General features: G+C 60.6%; 24 protein-coding genes and 1 tRNA gene. 15 read left to right on the top strand and 10 right to left on the bottom strand.

Features of this window, described 5'->3' with window-relative positions:
* Positions 1–21 precede the first annotated feature (21 nt).
* A tRNA-Met gene (locus IB272_RS21650) sits at positions 22–98 on the top strand.
* Between the two features lie 72 nt (positions 99–170).
* Here IB272_RS21650 and IB272_RS21645 read toward each other — a convergent pair.
* The 5 genes from IB272_RS21645 to IB272_RS21625 form a co-directional block, all read right to left on the bottom strand.
* The gene (locus IB272_RS21645) at positions 171–728 is read right to left on the bottom strand and encodes a GNAT family N-acetyltransferase (RefSeq protein WP_192445019.1); all 558 of its coding nucleotides are present in this window, start codon (positions 726–728) and stop codon (positions 171–173) included.
* Between the two features lie 24 nt (positions 729–752).
* Positions 753–3,110: an Orn/Lys/Arg decarboxylase N-terminal domain-containing protein gene (locus IB272_RS21640; protein WP_192445016.1), complete on the bottom strand. Its 2,358-nt coding sequence runs from the start codon at positions 3,108–3,110 to the stop codon at positions 753–755.
* A 232-nt stretch (positions 3,111–3,342) separates the two neighbouring features.
* Complete coding sequence (locus tag IB272_RS21635) at positions 3,343–3,960, bottom strand: DUF1349 domain-containing protein (protein WP_060530213.1); 618 nt, start codon at positions 3,958–3,960, stop codon at positions 3,343–3,345.
* A gap of 97 nt (positions 3,961–4,057) precedes the next feature.
* Entirely contained in the window at positions 4,058–4,468 is a 411-nt protein-coding gene (locus IB272_RS21630; RefSeq protein ID WP_083523606.1) for a BA14K family protein, read from the bottom strand.
* 139 nt (positions 4,469–4,607) lie between these two features.
* The gene (locus tag IB272_RS21625) at positions 4,608–5,594 is read right to left on the bottom strand and encodes a polysaccharide deacetylase family protein (protein WP_192445014.1); all 987 of its coding nucleotides are present in this window, start codon (positions 5,592–5,594) and stop codon (positions 4,608–4,610) included.
* 426 nt (positions 5,595–6,020) lie between these two features.
* On the opposite strand from IB272_RS21625, the gene dtd reads away from it, so the two are divergent.
* A complete protein-coding gene (gene dtd, locus IB272_RS21620) occupies positions 6,021–6,464 on the top strand; it encodes a D-aminoacyl-tRNA deacylase (RefSeq protein WP_034799023.1) in 444 nt (147 codons plus the stop codon).
* Between the two features lie 85 nt (positions 6,465–6,549).
* On the opposite strand, the gene IB272_RS21615 is transcribed toward dtd, so the two are convergent.
* Positions 6,550–7,521, bottom strand: coding sequence for a DMT family transporter (locus tag IB272_RS21615; protein WP_060603507.1), 972 nt, complete (start codon positions 7,519–7,521; stop codon positions 6,550–6,552).
* Positions 7,522–7,664: 143 nt separating this feature from the next.
* On the opposite strand from IB272_RS21615, the gene IB272_RS21610 reads away from it, so the two are divergent.
* Positions 7,665–8,582: a LysR family transcriptional regulator gene (locus IB272_RS21610; protein WP_113505018.1), complete on the top strand. Its 918-nt coding sequence runs from the start codon at positions 7,665–7,667 to the stop codon at positions 8,580–8,582.
* An 85-nt stretch (positions 8,583–8,667) separates the two neighbouring features.
* Here IB272_RS21610 and IB272_RS21605 read toward each other — a convergent pair whose 3' ends face one another.
* From IB272_RS21605 to IB272_RS21595, 3 genes are all read right to left on the bottom strand, one after another.
* Positions 8,668–9,123, bottom strand: a complete 456-nt coding sequence (locus tag IB272_RS21605; RefSeq protein ID WP_089046151.1) for a carboxymuconolactone decarboxylase family protein — start codon at positions 9,121–9,123, stop codon at positions 8,668–8,670.
* Positions 9,124–9,145: 22 nt separating this feature from the next.
* Positions 9,146–9,556 carry a cupin domain-containing protein gene (locus IB272_RS21600; RefSeq protein ID WP_060603394.1) on the bottom strand — a complete coding sequence of 137 codons (411 nt, stop codon included), beginning with the start codon at positions 9,554–9,556 and terminating at the stop codon, positions 9,146–9,148.
* Positions 9,557–9,642: 86 nt separating this feature from the next.
* A complete protein-coding gene (locus IB272_RS21595; RefSeq protein WP_192445012.1) occupies positions 9,643–10,851 on the bottom strand; it encodes an FAD-dependent oxidoreductase in 1,209 nt (402 codons plus the stop codon).
* Between the two features lie 270 nt (positions 10,852–11,121).
* Here IB272_RS21595 and IB272_RS21590 point away from each other — a divergent pair, with 270 nt between their 5' ends.
* A complete protein-coding gene (locus IB272_RS21590) occupies positions 11,122–11,661 on the top strand; it encodes an Rrf2 family transcriptional regulator (protein ID WP_060603510.1) in 540 nt (179 codons plus the stop codon).
* A gap of 121 nt (positions 11,662–11,782) precedes the next feature.
* Positions 11,783–12,691: a LysR substrate-binding domain-containing protein gene (locus tag IB272_RS21585; protein WP_192445010.1), complete on the top strand. Its 909-nt coding sequence runs from the start codon at positions 11,783–11,785 to the stop codon at positions 12,689–12,691.
* Here IB272_RS21585 and IB272_RS21580 read toward each other — a convergent pair.
* Positions 12,688–13,638 carry an alpha/beta hydrolase gene (locus tag IB272_RS21580; protein WP_060603403.1) on the bottom strand — a complete coding sequence of 317 codons (951 nt, stop codon included), beginning with the start codon at positions 13,636–13,638 and terminating at the stop codon, positions 12,688–12,690. The genes IB272_RS21585 and IB272_RS21580 overlap by 4 nt on opposite strands.
* Before the next feature lie 289 nt (positions 13,639–13,927).
* Here IB272_RS21580 and IB272_RS21575 point away from each other — a divergent pair, with 289 nt between their 5' ends.
* The 10 genes from IB272_RS21575 to IB272_RS21530 all read left to right on the top strand — a co-directional run bounded on the left by IB272_RS21575 (position 13,928) and on the right by IB272_RS21530 (position 25,726).
* Positions 13,928–14,368: a VOC family protein gene (locus IB272_RS21575; RefSeq protein ID WP_029742721.1), complete on the top strand. Its 441-nt coding sequence runs from the start codon at positions 13,928–13,930 to the stop codon at positions 14,366–14,368.
* A gap of 134 nt (positions 14,369–14,502) precedes the next feature.
* Positions 14,503–15,819 (top strand): epoxide hydrolase, encoded by a 1,317-nt coding sequence (locus IB272_RS21570; protein ID WP_192445006.1) that lies wholly within the window; start codon positions 14,503–14,505, stop codon positions 15,817–15,819.
* A 490-nt stretch (positions 15,820–16,309) separates the two neighbouring features.
* Positions 16,310–16,639 (top strand): DUF6522 family protein, encoded by a 330-nt coding sequence (locus tag IB272_RS21565; protein WP_060603409.1) that lies wholly within the window; start codon positions 16,310–16,312, stop codon positions 16,637–16,639.
* A 167-nt stretch (positions 16,640–16,806) separates the two neighbouring features.
* Positions 16,807–17,514 (top strand): iron-sulfur cluster repair di-iron protein, encoded by a 708-nt coding sequence (gene ric, locus IB272_RS21560; protein WP_060520879.1) that lies wholly within the window; start codon positions 16,807–16,809, stop codon positions 17,512–17,514.
* Between the two features lie 495 nt (positions 17,515–18,009).
* Positions 18,010–20,169 (top strand): NosR/NirI family protein, encoded by a 2,160-nt coding sequence (locus IB272_RS21555; protein WP_192445004.1) that lies wholly within the window; start codon positions 18,010–18,012, stop codon positions 20,167–20,169.
* A gap of 35 nt (positions 20,170–20,204) precedes the next feature.
* Positions 20,205–22,133, top strand: coding sequence for a TAT-dependent nitrous-oxide reductase (gene nosZ / locus IB272_RS21550; protein WP_060580812.1), 1,929 nt, complete (start codon positions 20,205–20,207; stop codon positions 22,131–22,133).
* Positions 22,134–22,136: 3 nt separating this feature from the next.
* Entirely contained in the window at positions 22,137–23,465 is a 1,329-nt protein-coding gene (locus IB272_RS21545) for a nitrous oxide reductase family maturation protein NosD (RefSeq protein WP_192445002.1), read from the top strand.
* Positions 23,431–24,330: an ABC transporter ATP-binding protein gene (locus tag IB272_RS21540; protein WP_060530200.1), complete on the top strand. Its 900-nt coding sequence runs from the start codon at positions 23,431–23,433 to the stop codon at positions 24,328–24,330. Before IB272_RS21545 ends, IB272_RS21540 begins: the two co-directional genes overlap by 35 nt.
* Entirely contained in the window at positions 24,327–25,148 is an 822-nt protein-coding gene (locus IB272_RS21535; RefSeq protein WP_192445000.1) for an ABC transporter permease subunit, read from the top strand. The genes IB272_RS21540 and IB272_RS21535 overlap by 4 nt, the downstream gene beginning before the upstream one ends.
* Entirely contained in the window at positions 25,145–25,726 is a 582-nt protein-coding gene (locus IB272_RS21530) for a nitrous oxide reductase accessory protein NosL (RefSeq protein ID WP_192444998.1), read from the top strand. Before IB272_RS21535 ends, IB272_RS21530 begins: the two co-directional genes overlap by 4 nt.

Raw genomic sequence — 25,726 nt, 5'->3', positions numbered from 1 at the left:
CAAAGCGGTTTACCGCGATGGCGCGGGGTGGAGCAGCCCGGTAGCTCGTCAGGCTCATAACCTGAAGGCCGCAGGTTCAAATCCTGCCCCCGCAACCAAATCAAAAAAAGCCCGCATGGAGAAATCCGGCGGGCTTTTTGACGTTTGAACGGCGCGCACAGGGGCGACCCTCATCGGGTGGAGAGAGGCGGCGGCGGTGGCATCGTCGAGCCCGGACCCAGAGAGCGCTGGACCATGACGCTATCGGCCCAGCGCCCGTAACGATAAGCAACACCCGGAAGCAGGCCGACGCGTACGAAGTTGAAGCGTTCGTGCAAAGTGAGGGAGGCGACATTGTCGGCGTCGATGTAGCCGATCATCTGGCGAAAGCCGGCTGCGGCGCAGGCGTCGATCAGGCCCCGCATGAGCAGACGTCCGACGCCTTGACCGAGATGCTCGTGGTGAACATAGATCGAGTGCTTGACCGTGTAACGGTAGGCGGGGCGCTTGCGAAACAGCACGACATAGGCGTATCCGACCACCACGCCCTCGTTGACCGCGACGAGATGGGGCAAGCGGCGGCTTTTCAGGTTCTTCCGCCGCTCGCGAAGGTCGTCCGGCTGTGGTGCGTCGCCCTCTTCGACACCCTCTTCTATGCCGCGTCGGATGTGCCGGCGATAGATGGCCAGCATGGCATCAACGTCGCTCTCCCGCGACGGGCGAATGATGATTGTTTCATCCTGCGGCATGAGGGGTCACGAAACTCCAAAATTCTATTCAGCGACGACGTAGGTATGAAGGCGTATGCGGCCCGACGCGTCGGTTTGGCGGTAAAGGCCCTGGATCTCGACGTCGAAGCCGGGGAAAGTGTTGAAGCAGGTTTCGAACATCTTGAGATAGTCGATCATTGGCTGAGCGCGCTCGGTCAGTCGCTCGCCCGGCACGATTGTGGCGATCCCCGGCGGATAGACGACAAAAGGTGTCGTTGCGATCCGCCCGGCAATGGCGTCGATCGGCAGAAAGTCGACGCCGTTGCGCACAAGGCAGCGCGCCGCGTCGTGGGGTGAAAGGGCGATATCCGGCAGATGCTCTTCGGAAAACTGCTTGGCCTGCAGCGCGCTGACATTGGCGTCACGGAAGAATCGATGCATCTCGCCGCACAGATCACGCAATCGCACCCCCGCGTAGCGGCCAGGGCGGCGGCGATAGAACTCCGGGATGACCTCTTCCAGAGCTGCGTTGTCGTCGTGAAGCCGTTTGAATGCGACGAGGCCGCTGATCAGTGTGCCCGCCTTGCTTGCCTCGACGCCGGGCGTGAGCAGAAACAGCAGGGAGTTGAGATCGTTTTTCTCTGCGACGATACGGTTCTCGCGCAAGTACTGCGCAACGATCGGGGCGGGAATGCCGTGCTCTGAATATGCGCCCGTTGCCCTGTCAAAACCTGGCGTCAGCAGCGTGAGCTTGTTGGGATCGGTCATCGCGAAGCCCGGCGCCATATCGGAAAAGCCGTGCCATGCAGCCCCCGGGGTGAGGTGCCAGAAGGCCGGATTGGTGGCGAGCTGATCGGTGGCGACGCTCTCCCATGGCACGTCGTGTACCGCTGCGGGGCTTGCCACATCCGGCATGGCCACGCGGTCCGGCACGAAGGGCTCGAAGAACCAGCGGCGCTCGGGCCGACGCTCCTTTTCCTCGAACTCCCTACGCACCGCCCGTATTTTCTTGCGAAGCTCGATGCCGAGCCGGATCGTATCGTCCCACAGCACTTCGCCGGAACGACCCTTCATCATCTGCGCGCCGACATCGAGGGATGCGAAGAGCGGATAAAAAGGCGACGTCGAAGCGTGCTGCATGAAACTCTCATTGAAGCGTCGGTGCTCGACCCGGCGCTTCTGGCCGGTAATGTGCCGATCCTTCATGTGGATCTGCGATGCCTGCGAAAAGCTCGCAAGCTGCTTGTGCGTGGATTGCGTGGCGATGATGCCCGGTGCCTCGGGTCCGAGTTCGGCAAGGCCCATGGCAAAACGACCGGCATAGAGCGGGTGAAATTTCATGAAGCCCGCCCAGGCCTCGTCGAACAGGATGTAATCGCACAGATGGCCGATGGCTTTCAGGATCATCTCGGCATTGTGGATCGTGCCGTCATAGGTGCACTGTTCCACCACCGCCACCCGAAACGGGCGCTGTTTCTGCCAGGCATCCGGGTCCTTGACCAGCGGGTGGGCGCGGATGCGTTCGCGCAGCGCCTCCTCATTGAGCGCGCCTAAATCCATGGGGCCAATGAGCCCATGGGCATTTCTGGCGGTCGGCACATAGACCGGGATGCCGCCGGAGATCATCAGCGCGCCGTGATGGGCCGCCTTGTGATTGTTACGGTCAAACAGCACCAGGTCGCCATCGGTGACCAGGGCGGAAAGCGCAACTTTGTTGGAAGTCGAGGTGCCGTTAAGGACGAAGTAGGTCTTCTCCGCGCCAAAAATCTTGGCGGCTTCCTTCTGGGCGGCGAGCGCCGGCCCTTCATGGGTCAGGAGATCGCCGAGATCGAGCACGGAATTGTCAAGATCATCGCGAAAGACCGCTTCGCCCAGATGCTCCATGAACACGCGGCCGACCGGGCTGCGGCTGTAGAACACGCCGCCGTTGTGTCCGGGGCAGGTCCAAAGCTGGTTGCCTTCCTCGGCGTAATCCACCAGCGCGCCAAAGAAAGGCGTCTTCATCGTCTCGGCATATTGCTTGAGGCGGCTGATGAGGTTTTTCGCGATGAAGGCAGGCGTCTCTTCGGATAGAAAGACATAGCCGTCGATGAAGTCGAGCACTTCGACCGGTACGTCCTCAAAGCGCTTGCGCCGGATCAGAAGGATGATCGGGAATTCGAGACCGCGTCGGCGCATCAGATTGATGAGGGAGGCGGTCTTGCCTTCCATGCCTTTCTTGCCCCAGTCAACCATCATGCAGCCGATGGCCGCGTCCGTCTGGACGGCGATTTCCGCGTCCTCAAGGCTCCGTGCGCGGACCACCTCGAAACCAGACCGCTCGATCTCCTCGACAATCTGCTTGTACCTGGCCCCCTCGAGATCCTCGTTGTCGAAGGCGGGTGTCGCGAACAAAAAGGTGAAGCGTCTGAAGTAATCCATCTGTGCCTCCGCCATTTACACGAAGCGAGTTGTTCGTGCGTTTCGTGACGATGTTGTGACGGCGGCTCTGGTTGGACGCGATCTGTGAGCCGCAGAAGGTTGCGGAACGCCCGATGCGCTCTTGAAGTTCCACTGCGGCAAGGCGCGCGCGAAGGAATACCGACCACGGGTCGGACGTCCCTTCAATGCCCGACCAAGGCGAGCGGATCGCCGCTGCTAGCAGCAAGGGTTCCTATGAGGCATGCAAGTCGCGCGATATCGGAGCGCCCAGGCAAAATCCTTCGAACTGCGCGGTAAAACCTTCGCGCTCAGGAGAGCAGGCCATGACACCGATCCGTGCGTCTTCACCGGAGAATGGACATAACCGCGCCATCTGCCACGGACCATCGCCAAGGTGAAACTGGACCCTGAGCGCTGCCTCGTGCCGCGTCAGCCGGATATGCACTTCGGCGTTCGGCTGCGCTTGCGCAAGCGGGATTACGGACCAGTCCGACGTTCCGTTCGTGACGACAACTGAGAAATGCATCAAGCCGTCGGTGAACTCTATGCCGGTCTTGAGCCAGTGTGTTTCGTCGATAATCAGCATCAGCCCGGCTTGATCGTAGAGCTCGCGATAATCACCGCGCACGACCACCGATGCGGTAAAATCTCCGCTCACCGCCTGCAGTCTGGCATGACCGGAATGGCGCCTGAAGCCATAGAAGGTTGTCTGCCAGAAGTCGGTATTCGCCTCCGTTTTGAGGGTTAGCACGCCATTTTCGACGTTCCAGTTTCGAGGCTCATTCAACCAGGTAAAATCCGTCAAAACTCCCTCCAGCCTTACGATCGGCACGCAGGACGCACCCACCATTGCAGCACATCTATGGCCGAAGCAGGCGTCCGTAAAGGTTTCTGCGCGAAAGGTCGCCACGCCTTTGTGGGCGACTTGTCGGCCGGAGGCGCAGCCTTCACCTGCATTCGTAGCGCCGGCCGTCACGCCCAATGAATGTTCCGCTGCGCGGGTCATAGGAGCGGTAGCGCGCAAGGCACCGCGCATCGCGATCGTTGCGCCGATAAGCTTCCGCCTCGCGCTTCCGCTCGGCTTCCTGTGCCGCACCGATAATGATGGCACCGAGGGCCAAACCGATCGCGCCGGCGGCCAAACCAGCCTTCATATCCTTCTTGTCGTGTTTTTCCTGGCGCTCGCGCCACCGATCGCGCCGCGCCTCCTCACAACGCCACCGGTCTCTTCCGTGAAGGTCCCGACAATGGCGCCAACCTCCATCGTAATCGTCAGCAAGGACGGTTGGAGCTGCAGGCACAGTCGCGCCCAAAGCTGCGGTCAGCGCGAGAACCTTACCGAAGACCGACGCACGCATGGGACATACTCCTTCAAATATCGAATCGACTGTTCAGGAGTCTTGGGGCCACGCGTTGCGAGAACATTGCGGCGAAGCACAGGGTTAAGCCGTCGCGGCCAAGCGATTGCTTGAGCTCGATCTTGGCCACGGATGCGGATCAGAGCGGCGCGTCGGGATCGGTGTATTGGGTCACCCATGCCGGAGGCTCTTCCTCCTTGCTTCCATCCACCTTGAGGTCCCGCTCCCTTGCCCAGCGATACCCCCATATTGGTCCGAACTTGGTGGCAAATTGAGGCGGCTGCCTGTACGCCGGGTGGGCTTGCGCCTCATCAAGGGAGACGAAGCGGTAGCTCGTACTTCTGAAAAGCCCGAGTATTCGATCGATGGTGGCCGCATTGATGCGATTGGCATGAAGCAGGAGAATGCCGGGCGGTTCGCACCCGAGGACCTTGCGGTTCAGATCCGCATAATACGCAATCTCGACGCGGCTATAGTCTATGTAAGCGTCTTCGATCCTTCGGACCATCGCCGTATCGGATCGCGCCAATGCCCGTTCATATGCAGCATCAAACACATAATCCGACGTATCGATGGTGGATGCCGCGAGATGATAACCGCGTTCGCCAAGTACCCGTTCGAACGCCTCGCGACGTTGATCCGTGTCTCCGAGGTGATTGTAGGGAAACCGGAAGAACCGAAGGGTTCGGCCGGCCTTTTCCACCATCGGCCGAATGGTCGCCTCTCCGTCAATCACTTCGCAACGAAACGCATCGACGTCCAAGGTATTGCTATCGGGGTGGTTCGCACTGTGATTGCCAAGTTCGAATTGGCCAGTGTTCCACGGTTCCAACAGTGTCTGACCGATCTCACCCAGCGCCTGCACACGCCGTTCGACGACAAACCCGATAGCGGGAACGTTACGAACGGCGAGACCGGCCAGAATGGCTTCGTTCGTGGCCCTCGCGAGCGCAGAGAGTTCCTGCCCTCCCGCATCGCCTGCGCGGGTATAAGGGAGATCGTCGAACGTGATGGCAACCGTTCTGTCGTGCGGAGAAGGGCAAACGGGTTCGATCGCCTGCGACCGGGCCGGATCTGCCGGTGTCAACAGCAGCACGAGACCCGCCATCACCAGTCTCGTGCGCATTCCATTTCCTCGCTTGGTTTCTCTTTCTGCGCGCGGAGTGCCGTTTTGCGTCGTGTCGCTGTCACAAATGCTCAAGGCCGTTTCGCTCCCTGTTTGAAGTGCGCGGCTTCATGCCGAGCACCGGCCTTCGCCAATCTTCCGTTGATTGGCGAGATCACAGCGCCCGGATTGCCTCAACATTGCGTATGATCCGACAAGCCCAACGACGGTCGCGATCAAACGTGGTAGCTCGCCGTCGTCCACGGCCATTCCACCGCGTGAAAATGCTACCCCCTTCAGGCACGGTAGCGAGCGCCGCCAGGTCTGCCCATCGTTCGACCAGGTCTGACGACCTCGTCCAGACGGTTGCTGTCGGGTCGCATAGAGCTTGATTGCGATCGCCTCGGAGTGGATAAACGCCGGCAAGCCATAGGGAGATTCCTTGCCATGAGAGCACTTGTCCAGCGCGTTTCATCTGCGCGTGTCACGGTAGACGGCGCGGTCACGGGAGAAATCGCCAGCGGCCTGTTGGTGCTCGTGTGTGCGATGAAGGGCGACACCGAGAAGGAAAGCGAATGGCTGGCGCGCAAGATCGTCAACCTGCGCATCTTCAGGGACGATCAGGATCGCATGAACCGTTCCCTGGTCGACGTGGGCGGCTCAGCGCTCGTCGTCAGCCAGTTTACCCTGGCCGCAGAGACGAAAGGCAACCGGCCAGGCTTTTCTACGGCCGCGCCGCCGCAGGAGGGTAAACGCCTCTATGAGCATTTCTCTGCACAAGTCTCGACCCTTGGCGTTGCTGTTGCGAATGGCGTCTTCGGCGCGGACATGCGGGTGGAACTGGCCAATGATGGTCCTGTAACGATCTGGTTAGATACGGCGGCCGGTTGATCGGTTTGGAGTGCGCGAGGACGCGCATCAAAGAAAAGCGGCCGACCGAGGTCTCCATGACCAGGGGTAGCCCATCGCGCGAGCGTCAGGATGGCTGCGCGATGGCCTCGTTCATTTGGGCCTGCTGACCGTAGAACACGCGAATGGCAAGAACGACACCAGCGATGAGCACCGCGACGCCGGCTGCCTCCATCATCGTTGGCCAACGTGCATGGACAACAAGTCCGCCAATTACGCCGAAGGCCGTTTCGGACACGATCAGCTGTGCCGCGAGCGCAACAGGAAGCGTCCTCGACGCGACATTCCAAGCCCACACCCCGCACACGGTCGCCATCAGTGCCAGCGACGTTCCCCATAGATAGAGGGAGCCGGCGGCTTCCCAACCGAAACCGAGCATCGGAAGCTGGAAAAGGTCCATTGCCGCACCGACCGGGTAGAAAACCAGCATCTGGAGACCACCGCCGATCAGGATCAATGCGGACCATATGCCCGACGGCATCGCCGGGCGGATTGCGAGCGCTGCCTGATTGGCGATCGCGAACCATACCCATAGACCGACCGCGGCCAGAGCAAGCGGAATACCAATCCAAAGCGAGCGAACGGAACCGAGACTATCTGCGGTGAACGCCGTGCCGTTGACCAGCACGAGACCGATCGCCACCAGTGCAAGCGGTGTCATCAAGAAGCGCCATGGCAGTGACGCCTGACCCCGGTTTCCAATGACGGCAAGCACAATCGGAACCAGGCCAAGGAAGGCAGGCGCAATGACCGGGCCGGCGTAGATTGCCGCTCCCGTTACCGTCAGGAAGTAGCCGACATAGCCGATGAAGGCCAATCCCGTGGCAGCCATGGCGTTTTGGAACGTCAGGTGGCGCAATGCCGTCTTACGTTCTGAAAACAGAATGAAGACCCCAACCGTCGCCGAGACCACATGCCGGATAAGAGCAAAGTCGAACGTGGAGAAGTCGCCGATTATGAACGGCACGACGAAATTGAGGGAGAAGGCAAAGGCTGCAAAGAGCGCGGCAAACACGCCGACCGAAAACTGCCTGTTCATCATGAGCATAGCCTCACAGTTCTGATCGAGCTTTGCCGATTTTTCGTTGCCAAGCTCCGTTTCCACGATCCTTAAAGGGATAATCCTTCCCTTCACGCGCTTCGACGCATAAGTTCGCAAGAGGGTTTTCGAAAAATAGAAACATGAACTGGAACGATGTCCGCTACTTCCTTGCAGTGACACGCCAGGGCGGCCTCACCGGCGCTGCGCGTGAAGTGAAAGCGAGCGCTTCGACGGTGGCGCGACGGATAGAGACCCTGGAATACGCTCTGAAGACGCGCCTGTTCGAGCGCCGGCCGGACGGCTACGAGCTCACTGACGCAGGCCGGGCGATGGTCGAGAAAGCAACGGCGATTGAAACTGCCATGCGCGAACTGGAAGGCAGCTTCTGCGGCCAGGACGGGCGCGTCTCGGGGGCGGTTAGGATTATCACCGTCGACACGCTCGCACATCACCTGCTGATGCCAAACCTGCCTGCTTTGCAGGAAGCCTATCCCGATCTTTCGTTGGGCGTTTCGGTCAACGCCACGTCCTTCGCCCAGATTCCACAGCGAGAGACGGATATCGGCCTTCGGCTCTGCCGCCCTGAACAGGGCAACTATGTGGTACGCCGGATCGGCACGATCGCGTTCGGTCTCTACGCGTCGAAAGCCTATCTTGAAAGCCACCCGATCCGGGAAGATCACTTGCCGATTACCGGCCATCGGCTGATTTCGTGGGGCGATCCCCTGTCGTTCCTTGTCCTGCCCAAGACCCTGCGCTCGTGGGTCGAAAGCGGCGCCGCCAACCTGACGGTCGATACGATGCAGGCGCAGGTGCTCGCGATGAAGGCCGGCAACGGCCTTGGCGTATTGCCATGCATCCTCGCGGACACAGACGAGGGACTTGTCCGCGTCAAACCCGACCTTTGCAGGCAGGAGGAAGCCATTTGGCTTGTCGTTCATGAAGGGGTCCGCGACACCAAACGCATTCGTGTTGTTGGCGATTTCCTCGAGACGATCGTGAAGCAAGGCCAGCGCGCACTTTCCGGTCGGGATTCGGAACAACTGCAGGTGAAGTGACGCATCGGGCCAATTTCACCTCTCTGGGGCCCATGCCGATAACGAACTGGGGACGTGCTTTGATCACGCCCCCAGACCAGAGTGCCTAGTTGTCTAGGGCTGCCTGTGGTGTATTGCGGAAACTTATGGCCATGCGATTGTAGGCATTCATCAGGCCGATCGCGATCGTGAGATCCGTGAGTTCGCGCTCGGAGAACACGGCGCTTGCAGCCTCAAAGGCTTCGTCGGGCACGCCCGTCTCAGCGACGCGTGTTACGGTTTCGGCCCAGGCAAGGGCAGCTTTTTCACGACCATCGAACAGATTGCCAGCCTCCTTCCAGGCTTGCACCAAGGCGATCTTCTCGATCTGCTGCCCCTTCTTCAGCAGTTCGCGGGTGTGCATGTCGAGGCAGTAGGCGCAATTATTGATCTGCGAGATGCGCAGATAGACCAGTTCGACCAGCGCGGCGGGAAGTCCGCTTTGCAGGATGTAGCCATAGACGCCGCCGAGCGCTTTGACGCCGGCAGGTGCGATCTGATTGTAGTCGAGACGTTTGCTCATTCGTTTGCTCCTTGGGCTGGTCTTATCGGATGGGAGTGGTCAGTTCTTTTTCGTCGCTGTCGGCGACAAAGACCGCGAGCAGCTTTGCCGACTTGGTCTTGCTGGCATTGCGGCTAACGAGATGCCTGGACGCCGGAGGCTCGTACCAGCTCTCGCCAGCGCGGTAGGTCTGCGTCGGACCATCGTTCACCTTGGATTCTATTTCTCCTGAGAGAACGTAGGCAAAGATGAAGGACGATTTTGCGTGGCTGTGAGGGGCTGACGTACCGCCGGGAGGATAATCAACGATCAGCGTCGTCAGGGTCTTGCCCGGTATGTTGGGTATTTCTTTCGCAAAGTGGGGCGTAACGACGTCGCCCGGATCATGCGCAGCCGCGGGCATTGCCGAAGCGATTGCAAGCGATATGGCGGCCAGGAATTTTCGAGCTTTCATGGTGGTAACTCCGTGATGAGAACTGGAATAAGCGAGCCCGCACGCGATTGGGGGCGGGGCGACGGGCTCGCCTTAGCGAAAGATCATCAGGCGACAACGATACGCAGCGGGTCCGCGGCCGCGAGCGCCGTGGTGCGATCGGCAATCGGGGGATAGATCCACGTGGTGTTGATCGTCGTCTTCAACTTTTTGGCTTCGGCGCCGGACCGCTTGATCTGGCGGTCCCAGCCCTCGGTGTAAACGGCGCCCCATGGACCGAGGTCGAGGCAGGTAACATACTTCTCCTGGCTGTAGGGGATCGGAGCGACGCCCAGGAGATCAGCGGCGACGTTGTGACCGGACGAGCGCCCGAGGTTCTGGGCGTGCTGACAGCTCATCATCGTTCGGTTTCCGAGATCGTCCGTCGCGGCACAGGCAACGTCGCCCGTTGCAAAGACGTTTTCTTGTCCAATGACCTTGAGATTCCGGTCGACGTGAAGCCGTCCGAACGAGTCCTTGTTCGCGTCGATCTGACTGGTGATCGGGTTGGCGCGGGCGCCAGCCGTCCAGATAACCGTGGCCGCCTCGATGCGTTCTCCGGTCGACAGGCTCACGCCGCTCTCATCGATGGCGACGATCGGCGCGCGCAGATAGGTTTCGACACCCAATTCCAAGAGGGCCTGCTCGATAACTGGGCGGGGGCCGGGGCCTAGATCTGGTCCGATCGCAGGGCCTCGCTCAACGATGACGACGCGGATCTTGGCGGTGTCTCCAAGTGCGGCGCGCAAACGATGCGGCATTTCGGCTGCCGTTTCGATGCCGGTAAACCCGCCGCCAGCGATGACGACAGTGTTGCGGGCATGGGTTTCGGGAAGCCGACCCAGGTCGGAAATGTGATCCTCGAGCGTGGCTGCATCGGCAAGCTGGTCGACATTAAAGGCGTGGTCGAGCCCGGGAATGTCCGGGCGGAAGAGGACGCTGCCCGTTGCAAGGACCAGTTTGCTGTAGGTGATCGTGCTATGCCGACCATCTTCATCCTGATAGGTGACGACGTTGTCTGTCGTCGAAATGCCGGTTGCATAGCCCTTGATAAAGCGTACGCCTGCATTGGCGAATATCTCTGACAGGGGCGCCTTCATTTGGGCCGCGTTCTTTTCGTAAAGGCGAGGGCGAACGTGGAGCTCGGGCTGCGGTGCAATCACGGCAACTTCGACGGATCCGTCCGCCTTTCCTTGCTGGTCCAGTAGCCGCATGGCGCCGAGTGCCGACCACATTCCGGCAAAGCCAGCGCCGATAATCAGAATTCGTTCACGCATTTCATTTCCTCAGACAAGGCTTCGCCGTCGACTGGAAAGGCCCAGTCCCAAGACGATTGCCATTTTGATGGTGTCTCCGATCAAGACGGTTTCCGCGACAATCGCAAATGTCATCGAATAACTACGACTAACTTAGTCGGAGTAAATGGGCAACGATAATTGCAGCCTCTTTCGTTGACGCAGTGTCAACAGGGCGAACACGCATCAATCCTTGCTGAAACGCGTGTTCGATGTTATCTCCGACTATATTTGTCGCTGTTTTGGTGTTCCATGGCTCACGTAAGCGCAGGCGTCGAATACGCTCTACACAGTCTCCTCCTGCTTATTGACGCGGAGGAGTTGGGCCAGCCGGCGAGTGCGCGCGATCTTGCCGAACTCCAGAAAATACCCGCCGAATACGTTGCGAAGCTTTTCACGAAACTCCAGAAGGCGGGCATAGTCATTGCACGCGAGGGAATTGGTGGCGGCTTTGCCCTTGCACGCCCCGCGTCCGACATCACTGCACTCGACGTCATTGAGGCAGTCGACGGGCGCAAAGCGCTGTTTGAATGCAAGGAAATCCGAGGACAATGTGCGCTTTTCGCAGACAGCACCCCAGCCTGGGCAAAGGACGGCGTCTGTTCCATTCATGCTGTGATGATCGAAGCGGAGAAGCGGGCACGAGAGGTCATGGCAAGCCACACACTAGCAGCGATTGCCGGACGTGCTGCCTCTAAAGCGCCCAAGGAGCATGCGGGCCAGGTAAAGGATTGGCTTGCGGCGCGCACGCCACAACGCCGGCGCCGCGGCGCCTCGGCAGGAGCCAAGTGACAGAGCGCCGCAAAAAGATACTCTCTCTTGTTGTCCGCGCGTTCTGAGCGCTTTGTCTCGCGGCGGAGGCCAAGAGACGCCGTAGCGCGCAATCAGCGTCAAGAGAGTTGGCGGGGGTATCATGGATCGCTTCGAAGCAATGAAAATGCTGCTCGCAGTCGTTGATGCCGGCAGCATCTCCGCAGGAAGCAGGAAATTGAATGCTCCGCTGCCAAGCGTCAGTCGCAAGGTTGCCGAACTCGAACGGTACCTGGGGGCGAGCCTCATCGTGCGCACCAGCCGCAACCTTCAACTCACCGATGCGGGCCGGGAATATGTCGAGGCGGCCCGAAAGATCATGGGCGATCTGGAGGAGGCGGAGCGGCGAGCCTCGGGCGAATACCAGACACCGCGCGGTACGCTGACGATTACCGTACCGGTCGAGTTCGGCGCCCGCTACATCATGCCGATCGCCCTTGGTTATTTGGAGAGGCACCCGGAGGTATCTCTGAACCTCATTTCGCTCGACAGAACGGTCCATCTTGTCGAAGAGCAGGTCGATATCGCCATTCGTCTCGGCGACCTCGCGGACAGTTCGCTCTATGCGGTCAAGGCCGGAGAGTTTCGCCTGCTGACCTGCGCCAGCCCGGCATATCTTGAGCGCCGGGGTGTGCCGACGCATCCGGGCGATCTTGAAGGCCATGACGGAATACTCTTTAACAAGCGGACGTTCTTCTGGACGTTCGATGTCGACGGCCGCCCGATGGAGGCCGTTCCCCGCAATCGTCTTGAGGTGAATACCGCGGGCAATTGCGTGGCCGCGGCGGTCGGCGGAGCCGGCATCGCCCGCTTGTTCGATTACCAGATCCCGGACGAGTTGGCGTCAGGCGCCCTCGTGCCGGTTCTGGAGGGTTTCGACGGCGCGTCGAGACCGATCCACATCGTCTATTCCGGTCAGGGCATGCTCACGTTGAAGGTGCGCTCCTTCATTGACTGGGCCCTGCCTCGCCTTCGCACTGTCTTCGGGCGGAGTGAGGCCTTGAAGGCCTAGTCGGCGAAGGCGCGGCGAACTTCGTCGACTGTTCGTGACGGATCCTGAAGGTGGGGGAAGTGGCCAACACCCTTTAGAACGGCGAATTTCGAACCGGTTCGATCGGCGAACTCCTTGCCCATCTCCGGTTTGATGTAGATGTCCTTTTCGCCCCAGATCACCTTGATCGGGGTCTTGAGCCTAGACAGATTGGCCTCAAGATAATCTTCATCCCGCGTGAAGTGGGCGTAATAGAATGCGAAGGCGTCGGCTGTCGTCACACCGTCGCGCATCCAGGATTCCTTCATGTCCGATTGCACCTCGGACGGCAAGTCGAACTGGTTTTCCGGTGCAAGGCCACGCCGATGTACGTTCTCCAAGATCTCGTCGCTTGTCTTGTTCATATAGGCGCGTGTCGGTGTTGCCGTCGGTTCGGCCTTCAGATTTTGAAGGCTCTCGTACATCCAATGCGGCCTGTTGAACGGCGCAAAGTCGCCGACGATGATCTTCTTCGCGACCGTCGGTTCTTCCAGCGCAAGAAGCAGAGCGGGAAGGCTGCCGATGTCCGAGGCGTAGATCACCAGATTCGATCGGTCGATGCCCGATCTGTCGATATAGGCTTTGAGAACCTTGGCGTAGTCTCTTGGTGAATAGGAGAACCGCTCCGGGGAAGGACGCGACGACTGGCCATAGCCAGGCCAATCGAACGCATGCACTTCGTACTGTGCGCCCATAGTTTCCGTGATCTTCGTCCAGACGCCCAGCGTCTCGGGAAAGCCGTGCAGGAAGAGAACCGTGCCGTTCGGATTGCCCTGACGGGAAACCATTCGTCGGAGCGTTATGTTCTCGTCGATCGTGATGAAGTCGATTTTCAGGGGCGTTGCGGAGCCGATTGGGCCCGCGTGTCCTGGTGCGGTCGATGCCATGATCGCAGAAGCTGTTGCGACGACGGTCTTGAGCGATGCCATGTCTTTAAGTCCTTCCGGTCTCTGAATGGTGAGTGTGACCAGAGCATCGGGCATCGAGCAGTCCGTCGGCAGATGCAGTTTTTGAGAGGCACCCTCTTGAACTCGGGCAAATTCGCTCTCGAGTGGACGCCAGTGCATTCAAGCGAGAGGATGGCTCTCAGATTTGCTCAGTACCGGGCAGCAGGTGCGATCCGTAGATTCCCGTCATTCATGGATCGCCGGGTTTAGCGACGATCCCGAACGAAGCAGCGAGACGAGACCGTCACTCGCGACGAAAGGACTGAGGAAAATGAACGACATCACGGCCTCCCCGCACAAGGAGATCGCGGAAAAGACAAGAGCGCTCGCCGGCCACTCTACCGTCGGCACGAACGACCTCGATGCCGCAGCGGCTTATTATGACAAGCTCCTTGCCGTCTTCGGCATCGGCCGCGTGCTCGTCCAGCCCGGACGCGCTGTCTATTACGGCCACCGTACCCTCGAATTCGGTGTGACGAAGCCCTTCAACGGAGAGACAGCGGTTGCCGGCAATGGCACCATGGTCGCCTTTGAAGCGCGCTCTCGAGCCCAGGTCGATCAGGCTCATGCCACGGCACTGGAAGCAGGAGGTTCCGACGAGGGTGCTCCCGGCCCGAGAGGCCCGGACGGCGGTGACCCCTATTGTGCCTATTTCCGAGATCCCGAAGGCAACAAGTTTCTCGTCTACCGCAAAGGCCCCGACGAGGTTTGATGATCAATGGAGTGCGGGGGCCGTCGCGCGGAGCGAGCCCCCCGCTCGACCTGTTTCTGCGTATCTTTTGAACAAGAGCTCTGCGCGGATCTCTCCAATGTGCCTTCTGGATTAGCGGACAGGAGTTTTTTGAAATGAACCTGGAAAACAAGGCTGGCGACGGGCCGCTCACGCGGCGCTCGTTTCTGTTTCGGGGCGCCGCGATCGGTGTAGCCGCCGCCGTGCTGCCCGGAACCGGCATCGCAGCCGACATCGTGAAAGCGACGGCGACGGGCGATGCCATCCAACCATTCAAGTCCGACATTCCCGAAAATGCCCTCATTGACCTCAGAAGGCGCCTGGTCGCAACCCGTTGGCCAGACAGCGCGACCGTCTCGGATCGGTCCCAGGGCGTCCAGCAGCGCAAGCTTCGTGAACTCGCGCAGTATTGGCAGTCCTCCTATGATTGGCGCCGGGCAGAGCGCAAGCTGAACGCGTTTCCCCAATTCCTGACGAAGATCGACGGGCTCGACATCCATTTCATCCACGTACGCTCCCGCCATGAGAATGCTCTTCCGCTGATTATGACCCACGGGTGGCCGGGTTCGATCTTTGAACTGCTTGACGTCATTGATCCGCTGACGGATCCGACTGCACATGGCGGCAAGGCCGAAGACGCCTTCCATCTCGTCATCCCTTCAATACCAGGCTTCGGCTTTTCGCAAAAACCAGACACGACCGGTTGGGAGGCGCAACGGATCGCACGTGCCTGGGACGCCCTCATGAAGCGACTCGGCTATAACAGCTATGTCTCGCAAGGCGGTGATTGGGGCGCAATCATCAGCGATGCCCTGGCGCGTCAGGCGCCAGCCGGACTGCTTGGCATCCACGTCAACAGGGTGGAGCGTTCGACGACGCTTCCAGCGGACGCTGCCAAGGCGTTGAAGAACGGCGGGCCGGCTCCCGAGACCATGTCTGCCGATGAAAAGAAGGTTTTCGACGAGGCTCGTGACTTCCTGAACAACGGTTTTGGTTACGCCTCGATCCTCAGTACGCGCCCGGAAACGATCGGCTACGGCCTTGCCGATTCACCGGTGGGGCTTGCAGCCTGGCTCTTGGACAAGATCGCCGACTGGGTGTTCACGCGTGGCGATGCGGAACAGGCGCTCGGCAAGGACGCCATCCTCGACAATATCACCTTGTATTGGCTGACCAACTCAGGGCCCTCGAGCGGACGTATCTATTGGGAGAACGTCAAGGCAGGCGCGAAGCTCACGCCAGCCAGGGTTCCTGTGGCCGTCACCGTCTTTCCGGGCGAGGTCTATCGGCCACCGAAGCAATGGCTGTCAAAGGCTTATCCAAAGCTCGTCTACTACAACCGCGCCTTAAAGGGTGGGCACTTCGCCGCCTGGGAGGAACCCGAAATCTTCGTCGAGGAGATCAGAGCAGGCTTCAAGTCTATGCGCTCTTAGACGATGGATCGCCATCCCAAGAGGCCAAGCAAGCTCCGCGCGGATTGCCGCGCGGTCAGCAAGGGAGCCGGTCTCAGCCGGCATCGGTATCGGCTTTGCGGCAGAATACTTAAGTCGAATAGTCAGTAGCCGACGTGCTTGATCCGATGCGATACCGGGATGTCGATGATGGCGAGGAATTTGACGACCGCGCCGAAAGCTTGCGTTAGCGCAACGAGGCCTGACGCCAAACATCTAGCAAGGAGCAGCCGGGTTTCGCGGATCGAGCACATTGGAGGGTTCAAATCATGGTCGAGATGGAACAGAGGGATCCAACGTTATGCGATTGCACGATTGAGGTTGCTGAACTGTTTGCCAGCATCCCGGCTGCTGGCATTGACGACTGCTTTTTGCTCGATCTTCTTAGCGTTCGCCTTGAGGCATCACGGGACCGTCTGGCGCGGCCTCATCCGCGCGCGAGGGACGACACGTCATCCAAAAGAAAAGCTCTATGCTGACACTGACAAACCGACGAGTTTTGCGCGTCGAGCGCGACGCCAGTGGCGATTTCTCCGTGCCGGCGGCGACCATGTCGTCGGCGCTGCGTCTGCCCCCGACTGAGCTTAGAAATCGCCTCGACCGGGGAGAAGTCAAGAGCCAGGTTGAGATCGGTCAAGGGGAGCACCTGGGCACATTCCGGTTGACGCTTCGATGCGGCGGGCGTCTCTGGAATGCAACCGTATCTTCCGATGGTACGGTGATCGATGAAGTCTTCACGTTCGAGCGCGAGCGCCTGGCGAACTGGCGCCGTCGCCACGGCACCAGCGGCAAGGGCCCTTAACGGTCATTCAGATCTTCAACGATTGCGATCCTTCCGGAATAAAGTTGCGTTTCGACAAAGAACGATCGGAAGAACTGCCCCAGCTTCTCCCTTGAACAACGATCATGGATCGCCCCGCTTTGAAATCGATTGCGGATCATGACCTTTTAGGCGCCAAGGAGAGCACATTGACCGAATACACATTGGACACAGCCGTCGGAGTGATTGCGTGCGAGCTTCCCGGTGCCGCGGAACTCTTCAGACAGCACGGGATCGGATTTTGCTGTGGTGGCGATGTACCGCTTGCGCAAGCGGCCGCGGATGCCGGCATAGAGGCCGCTGATCTGCTCGATCGGCTTCAGGCGTTGGAGCTTGCCGCAAGACGCGAGGCTCCGGATGCTACAGGCGAGCTTATCGCTCATATTCTGGAGCGTTATCACCAGACCCACCGCACCGATCTGGAATGGTTGATCCCGCTTGCCCAAAAGGTGGAGCACGTCCACGGTGCTCATCGCTCCGCGCCACTTGGTCTTGCCGACGCGCTGGCCGAGCTCAAGGACCACCTTCTTCCCCATATGGCGCGGGAAGAGCTTGCGCTCTTTCCGATGATGCGCCATGAGCCCGATCCAGACATCCGACATCTGATTGCCGGCATGCGGGACGATCATGCATGCGAGAGCCGGAGCCTCGCCGTGATCGAGCATTTGACGCATGGTTTTACGCTTCCGGACGGGGCCTGCAGGTCCTGGACGGCGCTCTATGTCGGAGTTCAAAAATTCTGCGACGATCTCGTTACACATATGCATCTGGAAAACAGCGTTCTGTTTCCGCGGTTCGCTGGCATTGATGCATTTGAGGGTTCCGCTCTCTCGCCAGCAGCGCGTTCCGCGGGGTGAAGCCCTGACAGGTCTTTCCGGCATCGCTTTGCCCAACGGGAGGAGGCGGAGCTTCACACATCTCTTTGCACGCAACCCTACCCGGCGCTTAGCGCCGGGCACACTTTCACTGTTTTGAGCTGGCGCCGACGTGCCCCCACGAGGCACCGCGGCCATCAATTTGCTCTTCGCGAGCCGAGCTCACAGGGCGGAATTTATTCGCACGACGCGCAGTAGTTGTGGGTGGCGGGCTGCCTGCCGTCCCCTGGCAGATATCGCGGGGAGGGCAGGCCACGGGCCGGGCGATCCGACTTCAAAGGTATTGTTCTTGCGCTGGTCGGCCGCCGGCTTGGCGCGAAGTCCTTTCCCCAGCTCCACCTGAGCATCAATCCGTGCACGACATGCGACAATCAAGGATTGCAATCAACGAAGCTGTCTTTGTTTGAGCTAGATCAAAGAATGTCCCGCGCCAAAGTTTCAATGCTCCGGCAACGATTTGCGGGAAAACACCCTGGAATGAAACTCTTCCGTCTTGTCCTTCTTCTCTGCCTCAGCCTGTGGGGCGCTGTATCCGCCAGCGCAGCATCGGTGCTTCAGGAGTTTTTGCCGACCACCAAAGCCTCCGATCTTGTGCCAGGAGCGGACGGTTTTGGCGCTGTGCGTGATGATGTGGCGGCGGCCCCGGTGCTGAAGGGCGGCCAGACGGTGGCGTGGGTTTTCGTGACCTCGGATTTCGTCGGAACGACCGGCTATTCCGGCAAACCCATCCATACGCTCGTGGCGGTGGACAAGGATGCGAAGATCGTCGGCGTCCGGCTGGTGAAACATTCGGAACCCATCGTCCTCATCGGCATTCCCGACGCCAAGGTGAAGGCGCTTGTTGCCGGCTACGCAGGCCTTGATCTCGTCGCCGAGGCGAAATCCGGCGGCACGACCCACGAAGTCGATATCATCTCGGGCGCGACGGTGACCGTCATGGTCATCGACGATTCGATCGTCCGGTCCGGGCTAAAGGTTGCGCGCGCGCTCGGGCTTGGCGGATTGACACCGGAAGCGGACAATGCCGGCCCGCGCTTCGAAATCGATCCCGCGGCTACCGCGCCGGCCGACTGGGTCGAGGCAGAAGGTGACGGCACGCTGCGCCGCCTGTCGCTCGACGTTGCGCAGGTCAATGCTGCTTTCGCCGCCCATCCCGATGAGCGCGCCCGCGAGCGCGCGATTGCGCAAGCGCCGGAAACGACATTCATCGAAATGCAGGCGGCACTGGTCTCGGTCCCTTCCATCGGCAAGGCCTTTCTCGGGGCAGCCGAAGAGAAAAACCTTCAGGCTTGGCTTGGCGAAGGCGAACACGCGATCGCCGTGGTCGGACGCGGGCTCTATTCCTTCAAGGGATCAGGCTATGTGCGCGGCGGCATCTTTGATCGCATCGTGCTGATCCAGGACGATGTTTCCGTTCGCTTTCGTGATCGCGACCACCGTCGCCTGGGCGCAATCTCGCTTGCCGGTGCGCCGGAATACAACGAGATGGACCTGTTCCGCATTAAAGCAGGCCTCGGCTTCGACCCGACAAAACCTTTCCGCATACAGCTCCTGGCCCAACGTGAGGTTGGACCGGTCGAAAAAGTCTTTCATACGTTCGATCTGGGTTACCAGCTTCCGCAGAAGTATCTGCGTGCTGTCGCGCCACCACCGGTGAAGGACGTTGCAGCCGTTGCTGATCGTGACGAGGGGACTGCACAGTCCGACCTGTGGAAACGCATCTGGGACGACTCGAAGCTGAAGATTGTCGTGCTCGGCGCCATGTTGGTCGTGCTGACGGGCGTGTTCTTCTTCCAGACCTATGCGGTCAGGAACGCGCGAGCGTTCTACATCTTTCGCATCATCTTCCTGACGGTAACGCTGGTCTTTCTTGGCTGGTATGCCAACGCGCAGCTTTCTGTCGTCAATCTGATGGCGCTCTTCGGCAGTCTCGTCAACGGGTTCAGCTGGCAGGCTTTCCTGCTCGATCCGCTCACCTTCATCCTGTGGTTTGCCGTTGCCGCGGCACTCCTGTTCTGGGGACGAGGAGCCTATTGCGGCTGGCTCTGCCCCTTCGGCGCACTGCAGGAGCTGACCAACCAGATAGCACGCAAGCTGCGTATCCCGCAATGGACATTGCCATGGGGCCTGCACGAGCGGCTCTGGCCGATCAAATACATGATCTTCCTCGGCCTTTTCGGGGTCTCCCTGATGAGCGTCGAGCAGGCAGAGCATCTGGCCGAGATCGAGCCATTCAAGACAGCGATCATCCTGAAGTTCATCCGCGCCTGGCCATTCGTGGCCTATGCAGTCGCACTTCTCGTCGCCGGGCTCTTCGTCGAGAGGTTCTATTGCCGCTACCTCTGCCCGCTCGGTGCGGCGCTTGCGATCCCTGCGCGCATACGCATGTTCGACTGGCTCAAGCGCTACCATGAATGCGGCAACCCCTGCCAGACCTGCGCCCACCAATGTCCGGTGCAGGCGATCCACCGGACCGGCGAGATCAATCCGAACGAGTGCATCAACTGCCTGCACTGCCAGGTGCTCTACCAGTCCGAAACCGTCTGCCCCGTCGTGATCAAGAAGATGAAGTCGCGGGCGAAGCTTGCGGCAAGCCCGGGCGGCGTGCCGACCCATCAACCCGCAGCCAAAGTTTAATCGAAGCCAAGGTTCAAGCAAAAAGGAACCAGATCATGGAATCAAAGGAACACAAGGGACTAAGCCGGCGAGCACTTTTCAGCGCGACTGCAGGCAGCGCCATTCTGGCGGGCACTGTAGGGCCGGCCGCACTCAGCCTCGGCGCTGCAGGATTGGCGACACCGGCGCGTGCGGCCACGGGCGCCGACGGCTCGGTCGCACCGGGCAAGCTCGACGATTACTACGGCTTCTGGTCCTCTGGTCAGACCGGCGAGATGCGCATTCTCGGCATTCCCTCGATGCGCGAACTGATGCGCGTGCCGGTGTTCAACCGTTGCTCGGCCACCGGTTGGGGGCAGACCAATGAATCGATCCAGATCCATCAGCGCACGATGACGGAAAAGACGAAGAAGCAGCTTGCCGCCAACGGCAAGAAAATCCACGACAACGGCGACCTGCATCACGTCCATATGTCCTTCACCGACGGTAAATATGACGGCCGCTACCTGTTCATGAACGACAAGGCTAATACGCGCGTGGCGCGCGTGCGCTGCGACGTGATGAAGACCGACGCCATCCTGGAGATCCCCAACGCCAAGGGCATCCACGGCATGCGTCCGCAGAAATGGCCGCGTTCAAACTATGTGTTCTGCAACGGCGAGGACGAGGCACCGCTCGTCAACGACGGCTCGACGATGACGGACGTGGCGACCTACGTGAACATCTTCACCGCCGTCGATGCCGACAAGTGGGAAGTGGCATGGCAGGTGAAGGTCTCGGGCAACCTCGACAATTGCGATGCCGACTACGAGGGCAAGTGGGCGTTCTCCACCAGCTACAACTCGGAAATGGGCATGACGCTGGAGGAGATGACCAAGTCCGAGATGGACCATATCGTCGTCTTCAACATCGCCGAAATCGAGAAGGCCATTAAGGCCGGCCAATATGAGGAGATCAACGGCGTCAAGGTGGTGGACGGGCGCAAGGAGGCCAAGTCGCTCTTCACGCGCTACATCCCGATCGCCAACAACCCGCACGGCTGCAACATGGCGCCGGACAGGAAGCATCTGTGCGTTGCCGGCAAGCTTTCGCCAACCGTCACCGTGCTGGACGTGACGAAGTTCGATGCCCTGTTCTACGACAATGCCGAGCCGCGCAGCGCGGTGGTTGCGGAACCGGAACTGGGCCTTGGCCCATTGCACACCGCCTTCGACGGGCGCGGCAACGCCTATACCTCGCTGTTCCTCGACAGCCAGGTGGTAAAGTGGAACATCGATGAGGCCATCCGCGCCTACGCCGGTGAGAAGATCAATCCGATCAAGGACAAGCTCGACGTTCAGTATCAACCCGGCCACTTGAAGACGGTGATGGGCGAAACGCTCGATGCCGCCAACGACTGGCTCGTTTGCTTGTGCAAATTCTCCAAGGACCGGTTCCTGAATGTCGGCCCGCTGAAGCCGGAAAACGATCAGTTGATCGACATTTCCGGTGACAAGATGGTGCTGGTCCATGACGGCCCGACCTTCGCCGAGCCGCATGACGCCATCGCCGTCTCCCCCTCGATCCTGCCGAACATCCGCTCGGTCTGGGATCGCAAGGATCCGCTGTGGGCCGAAACCCGCAAGCAGGCCGAGGCCGATGAGGTCGACATCGACGAATGGACCGAGGCCGTGATCCGCGACGGCAACAAGGTTCGCGTCTACATGACCTCGGTCGCACCCAGCTTCAGCCAGCCGAGCTTTACGGTGAAGGAGGGCGACGAAGTCACGGTCATCGTCACCAATCTCGATGAGATCGATGACCTTACCCATGGCTTCACCATGGGCAATCACGGCGTGGCGATGGAGGTCGGCCCACAACAGACGAGCTCCGTTACCTTCGTTGCGGCCAATCCTGGCGTCTACTGGTACTATTGCCAATGGTTCTGCCATGCCCTGCACATGGAAATGCGCGGCCGCATGTTCGTGGAACCGAAGGGCGCCTGATCGATGCGGCTGTCCGTTCTCCTGATCGGCTTTCTTCTCGCCTCTCCGCTCTTAGCGGCGGAGCGCGCAGTCGTGCCGGGTGCGGGCAGTCTTGCCGCTGCCATCGCCGGGGCTCAACCCGGCGATGTGCTGGTGTTGACCGACGGGGCCTATGACGGCCCCGTCACCATCGACCGACCACTGACCATCACCGGTCCGCGTGGAGCGGTGGTGAATGGGCTTAAGCAGGGTAGCGTGGTGACGATTGCCGCGTCGGACGTCACCTTGACGGGGTTCACCGTCACCGGTTCGGGTCGCATCAACCAGGATCTCGACGCCGGGGTCAAAATCGTTCAAGGCGCCGATCGCGCCCGTGTCGAAAAGCTGCTCGTCACCGACAACATGCACGGCATCGACGTCCATGGCGGCCGCGACACGATTGTCTCCGGAAACGAGATCACCGGCACGCGCAGCGCCCGCATGAACGAGCGCGGTAACGGCATCTATGTCTGGAACAGCCCCGGTACGCTGCTTCAAGACAACATTATCCGCTACGGTCGCGACGGCATCTTTTCGAACGCCAGCGCCGACAGCATCTATCGCCGCAACATCATGCGCGACCTGCGCTTTGCCGTGCACTTCATGTACACCCGCAACACCGAGGTTTCCGACAACATCTCGATCGGAAACCATCTGGGCTTTGCGATCATGTTCTCCAACCGCGCGAAGATCCTGAACAATCTCAGCCTCGGCGACCGCGAGCATGGGCTGATGCTGAACTATGCCAACAATGCCGACGTGTCAGGCAATCTGGTGCGCGGGGGCACGAAGAAATGCCTGTTCATCTACAACGCCCACAAGAACCTGGTCTGGGGAAATCGCTTCGAGAGCTGTGGCATTGGCATACATTTCACCGCCGGTTCGGAAAAGAATGTGCTGACAGGCAACGCCTTCATCGCCAACCGCGAGCAGGTCAAATACGTCGGCACCCGCAATATGGAATGGAGCCATGAAGGCCGGGGCAATTTCTGGTCCGATCATCCGGCCTTCGACCTCAACGGCGACGGCGTTGCCGACAGTTTCTACCGCCCCAACGACCTGATGGACCAGATCCTCTGGTCGCAGCCCGCGGCAAGCCTGCTCACCGGCTCGCCGGCCGTGCAGATCGTTCGCTGGAGCCAACGGGATTTTCCCGCCACGCTGCCTGGAGGCGTGCGCGACAGCGCGCCGCTGATGCGCCCCCTGACCATCCCTGTCCCGCTCGAAATCCTTGCCTATGAGGCGGAGGCCGCAGGGCGCTGGACTGAAGGAAATTACGATGACACCGACGTTGACAATCTCCAGGCTCACTAAGCGCTTCCAATCGGTGGAAGCGCTCAAGTCCGTTTCCCTTGCGCTGGAGCCGGGACGGCGCGCGGCACTGCTCGGCCATAACGGTGCGGGCAAGTCGACGATGATGAAGATCGTGCTTGGCCTCATCCCCTTCGACAGCGGCGAGGTTTCTGTTTGCGGCTCGGCGCCCGGTTCGCCCGCCGCGCGGACCCAGGTGGCGTATCTGCCGGAAAATGTCGCCTTTCACCCGGCTTTGACGGGAGAAGAACAGCTTCGCCACTATCTCGCACTGCGTGGCGAAAACCCGAAGCAGGCCACGGAGCTTCTTGCGAGGGTCGGACTTGGCCACGCGGCGCGGCGTCGGATCGGTACCTATTCCAAGGGCATGCGCCAGCGGGTGGGTCTGGCCCAGACGCTGATCGGCCGCCCCCGTCTCCTGGTGCTGGACGAACCGACCTCGGGCCTCGACCCGGTGTCGCGACGGGACTTCTATGACCTGCTCGACGGGTTGGCCGCAGAAGGAACCGCCATCCTGCTCTCCTCCCACGTGTTGACCGAGGTGGAGGCCCGCACCGACAGCATCCTCATCCTTTCCGGTGGGGAACTGGTGGCAGAAGGTACGCTTGCCGATCTTCGCACCCGTGCGGCACTTCCGGTCGCCTTTTCCGTTCGCCCCGCACCGGGCCATGCGCCGGCGCTGGCAGCGACCTTTCCCGAGGGGGTGGAAGGGGAGGACGGTCTCTTGCGCCTTCGCGGGTCGCAGTCGGAAAAACTGCCGCTCCTTGCCCGCATTGCGGCGCTTGGGAGCGCCATTGCCGATCTTGATGTCATCCCTCCCAGCCTCGAGGACATCTACAGCCACTTCAGCCGGAGGGACGGGCAATGAACCGCATCCTTGCCACCGCCGTCAGCGAATTCCGTATCGCTTTGCGCAATCGTTGGGTCTCTATCGCCACCGGCATGATGGTGCTGTTCGCCCTGGTGCTGGCCGCCGCCGGCTCTGCCCCGACGGGCGATGTCGGCGTCGACCGGCTCTCCGTAACGGTCGCCTCGCTCACTTCGCTTGCGGTCTATCTGGTTCCGCTTTTGGCATTGCTGATGAGTTTCGATGCGGTGGCTGGCGAAGTGGAACGCGGCACGCTGCCACTGCTTCTCACCTATCCCGTCTCACGCCTGCAGATTCTGCTCGGCAAACTGCTGGCGCATCTCGCAATCCTCGGTCTTGCCGTGACGCTTGGCTACGGCGCGGCGGCGCTTGCAGCCGTCTGGTTCGATCCTGGAGCAACCGCGGGGCTTGGCGCCCTATGGCGACTGATCTGGTCTTCGGTGCTGCTGGGTGCGACCTTTCTTGGCACCGGCTATGCGCTTTCGGCTTTGGCGCGACGGCCGTCGGGGGCGGCGGGCTTGGCCATCGCGCTCTGGCTGGTGGCGGTGGTGCTCTACGACCTCGCCCTGTTGGCGTTAATCGTGACGGATGGAGGCGGTGCCTTCACCACACACGCATTGCCCGTTGCGCTGCTTGCCAACCCTGCCGACGCCTTTCGCGTCTTTAACCTCTCGGCCGCACAGGCCGCTTCTGCCGCAGGCGGACTGGGTGGCGCCGCCGGCACGATCCCGCTCTGGCAATCGGCAACCTCCCTTCTCGCCTGGCCACTCGCCGCCATAGCCCTTGCCGCCGCAGCCTTCCGAAAGGTGACCCCATGAGGACCCGACTTCGCTTCGTGCTCGTTGCGGCCGCTCTGGCGCTGCTTTCCGCCTGCAAGGAGGACGTCGCCCAAAGCATCGTGGCGCAGGACATGACGCCCGAGACCCTCGGTCATTACTGCCAGATGAACCTTCTGGAGCACCCCGGCCCGAAGGCCCAGATCTTTCTGGAAGGAAGCCCCGCGCCGCTCTTCTTCAGTCAGGTGCGCGATGCGATCGCCTATGCGCGTGGGCCGGAGCAAATTGCGCCGATCCTCGTCATCTATGTCAACGACATGGGGGCTGCGGGAGCAACGTGGGACCAGCCCGGTGACGGCAACTGGATCGCCGCCGACAAGGCGTTCTACGTGGTCGGCTCTGCCCGGCGAGGCGGCATGGGTGCGCCCGAAGCCGTGCCGTTTTCAAGCCGCGACGAGGCTGCGGCCTTCGTTCTTGCCGAGGGCGGCCAGGTGCTTGCGCTCGCCGATATTACCGATGCCATGGTTTTGACGCCGGTGGAGACCGGCTCGGAACCGCGAGCGGACGACGAAGACTATCTCGGCCGTCTGCGCGCATTGCCCCATCCAGCCGGAGGTTGA

It is taken from the genome of Ensifer sp. ENS08, from assembly GCF_014852195.1.
Taxonomy (GTDB): domain Bacteria; phylum Pseudomonadota; class Alphaproteobacteria; order Rhizobiales; family Rhizobiaceae; genus Ensifer; species Ensifer adhaerens.
This window is presented reverse-complemented; position numbering and strand designations above follow the sequence as displayed.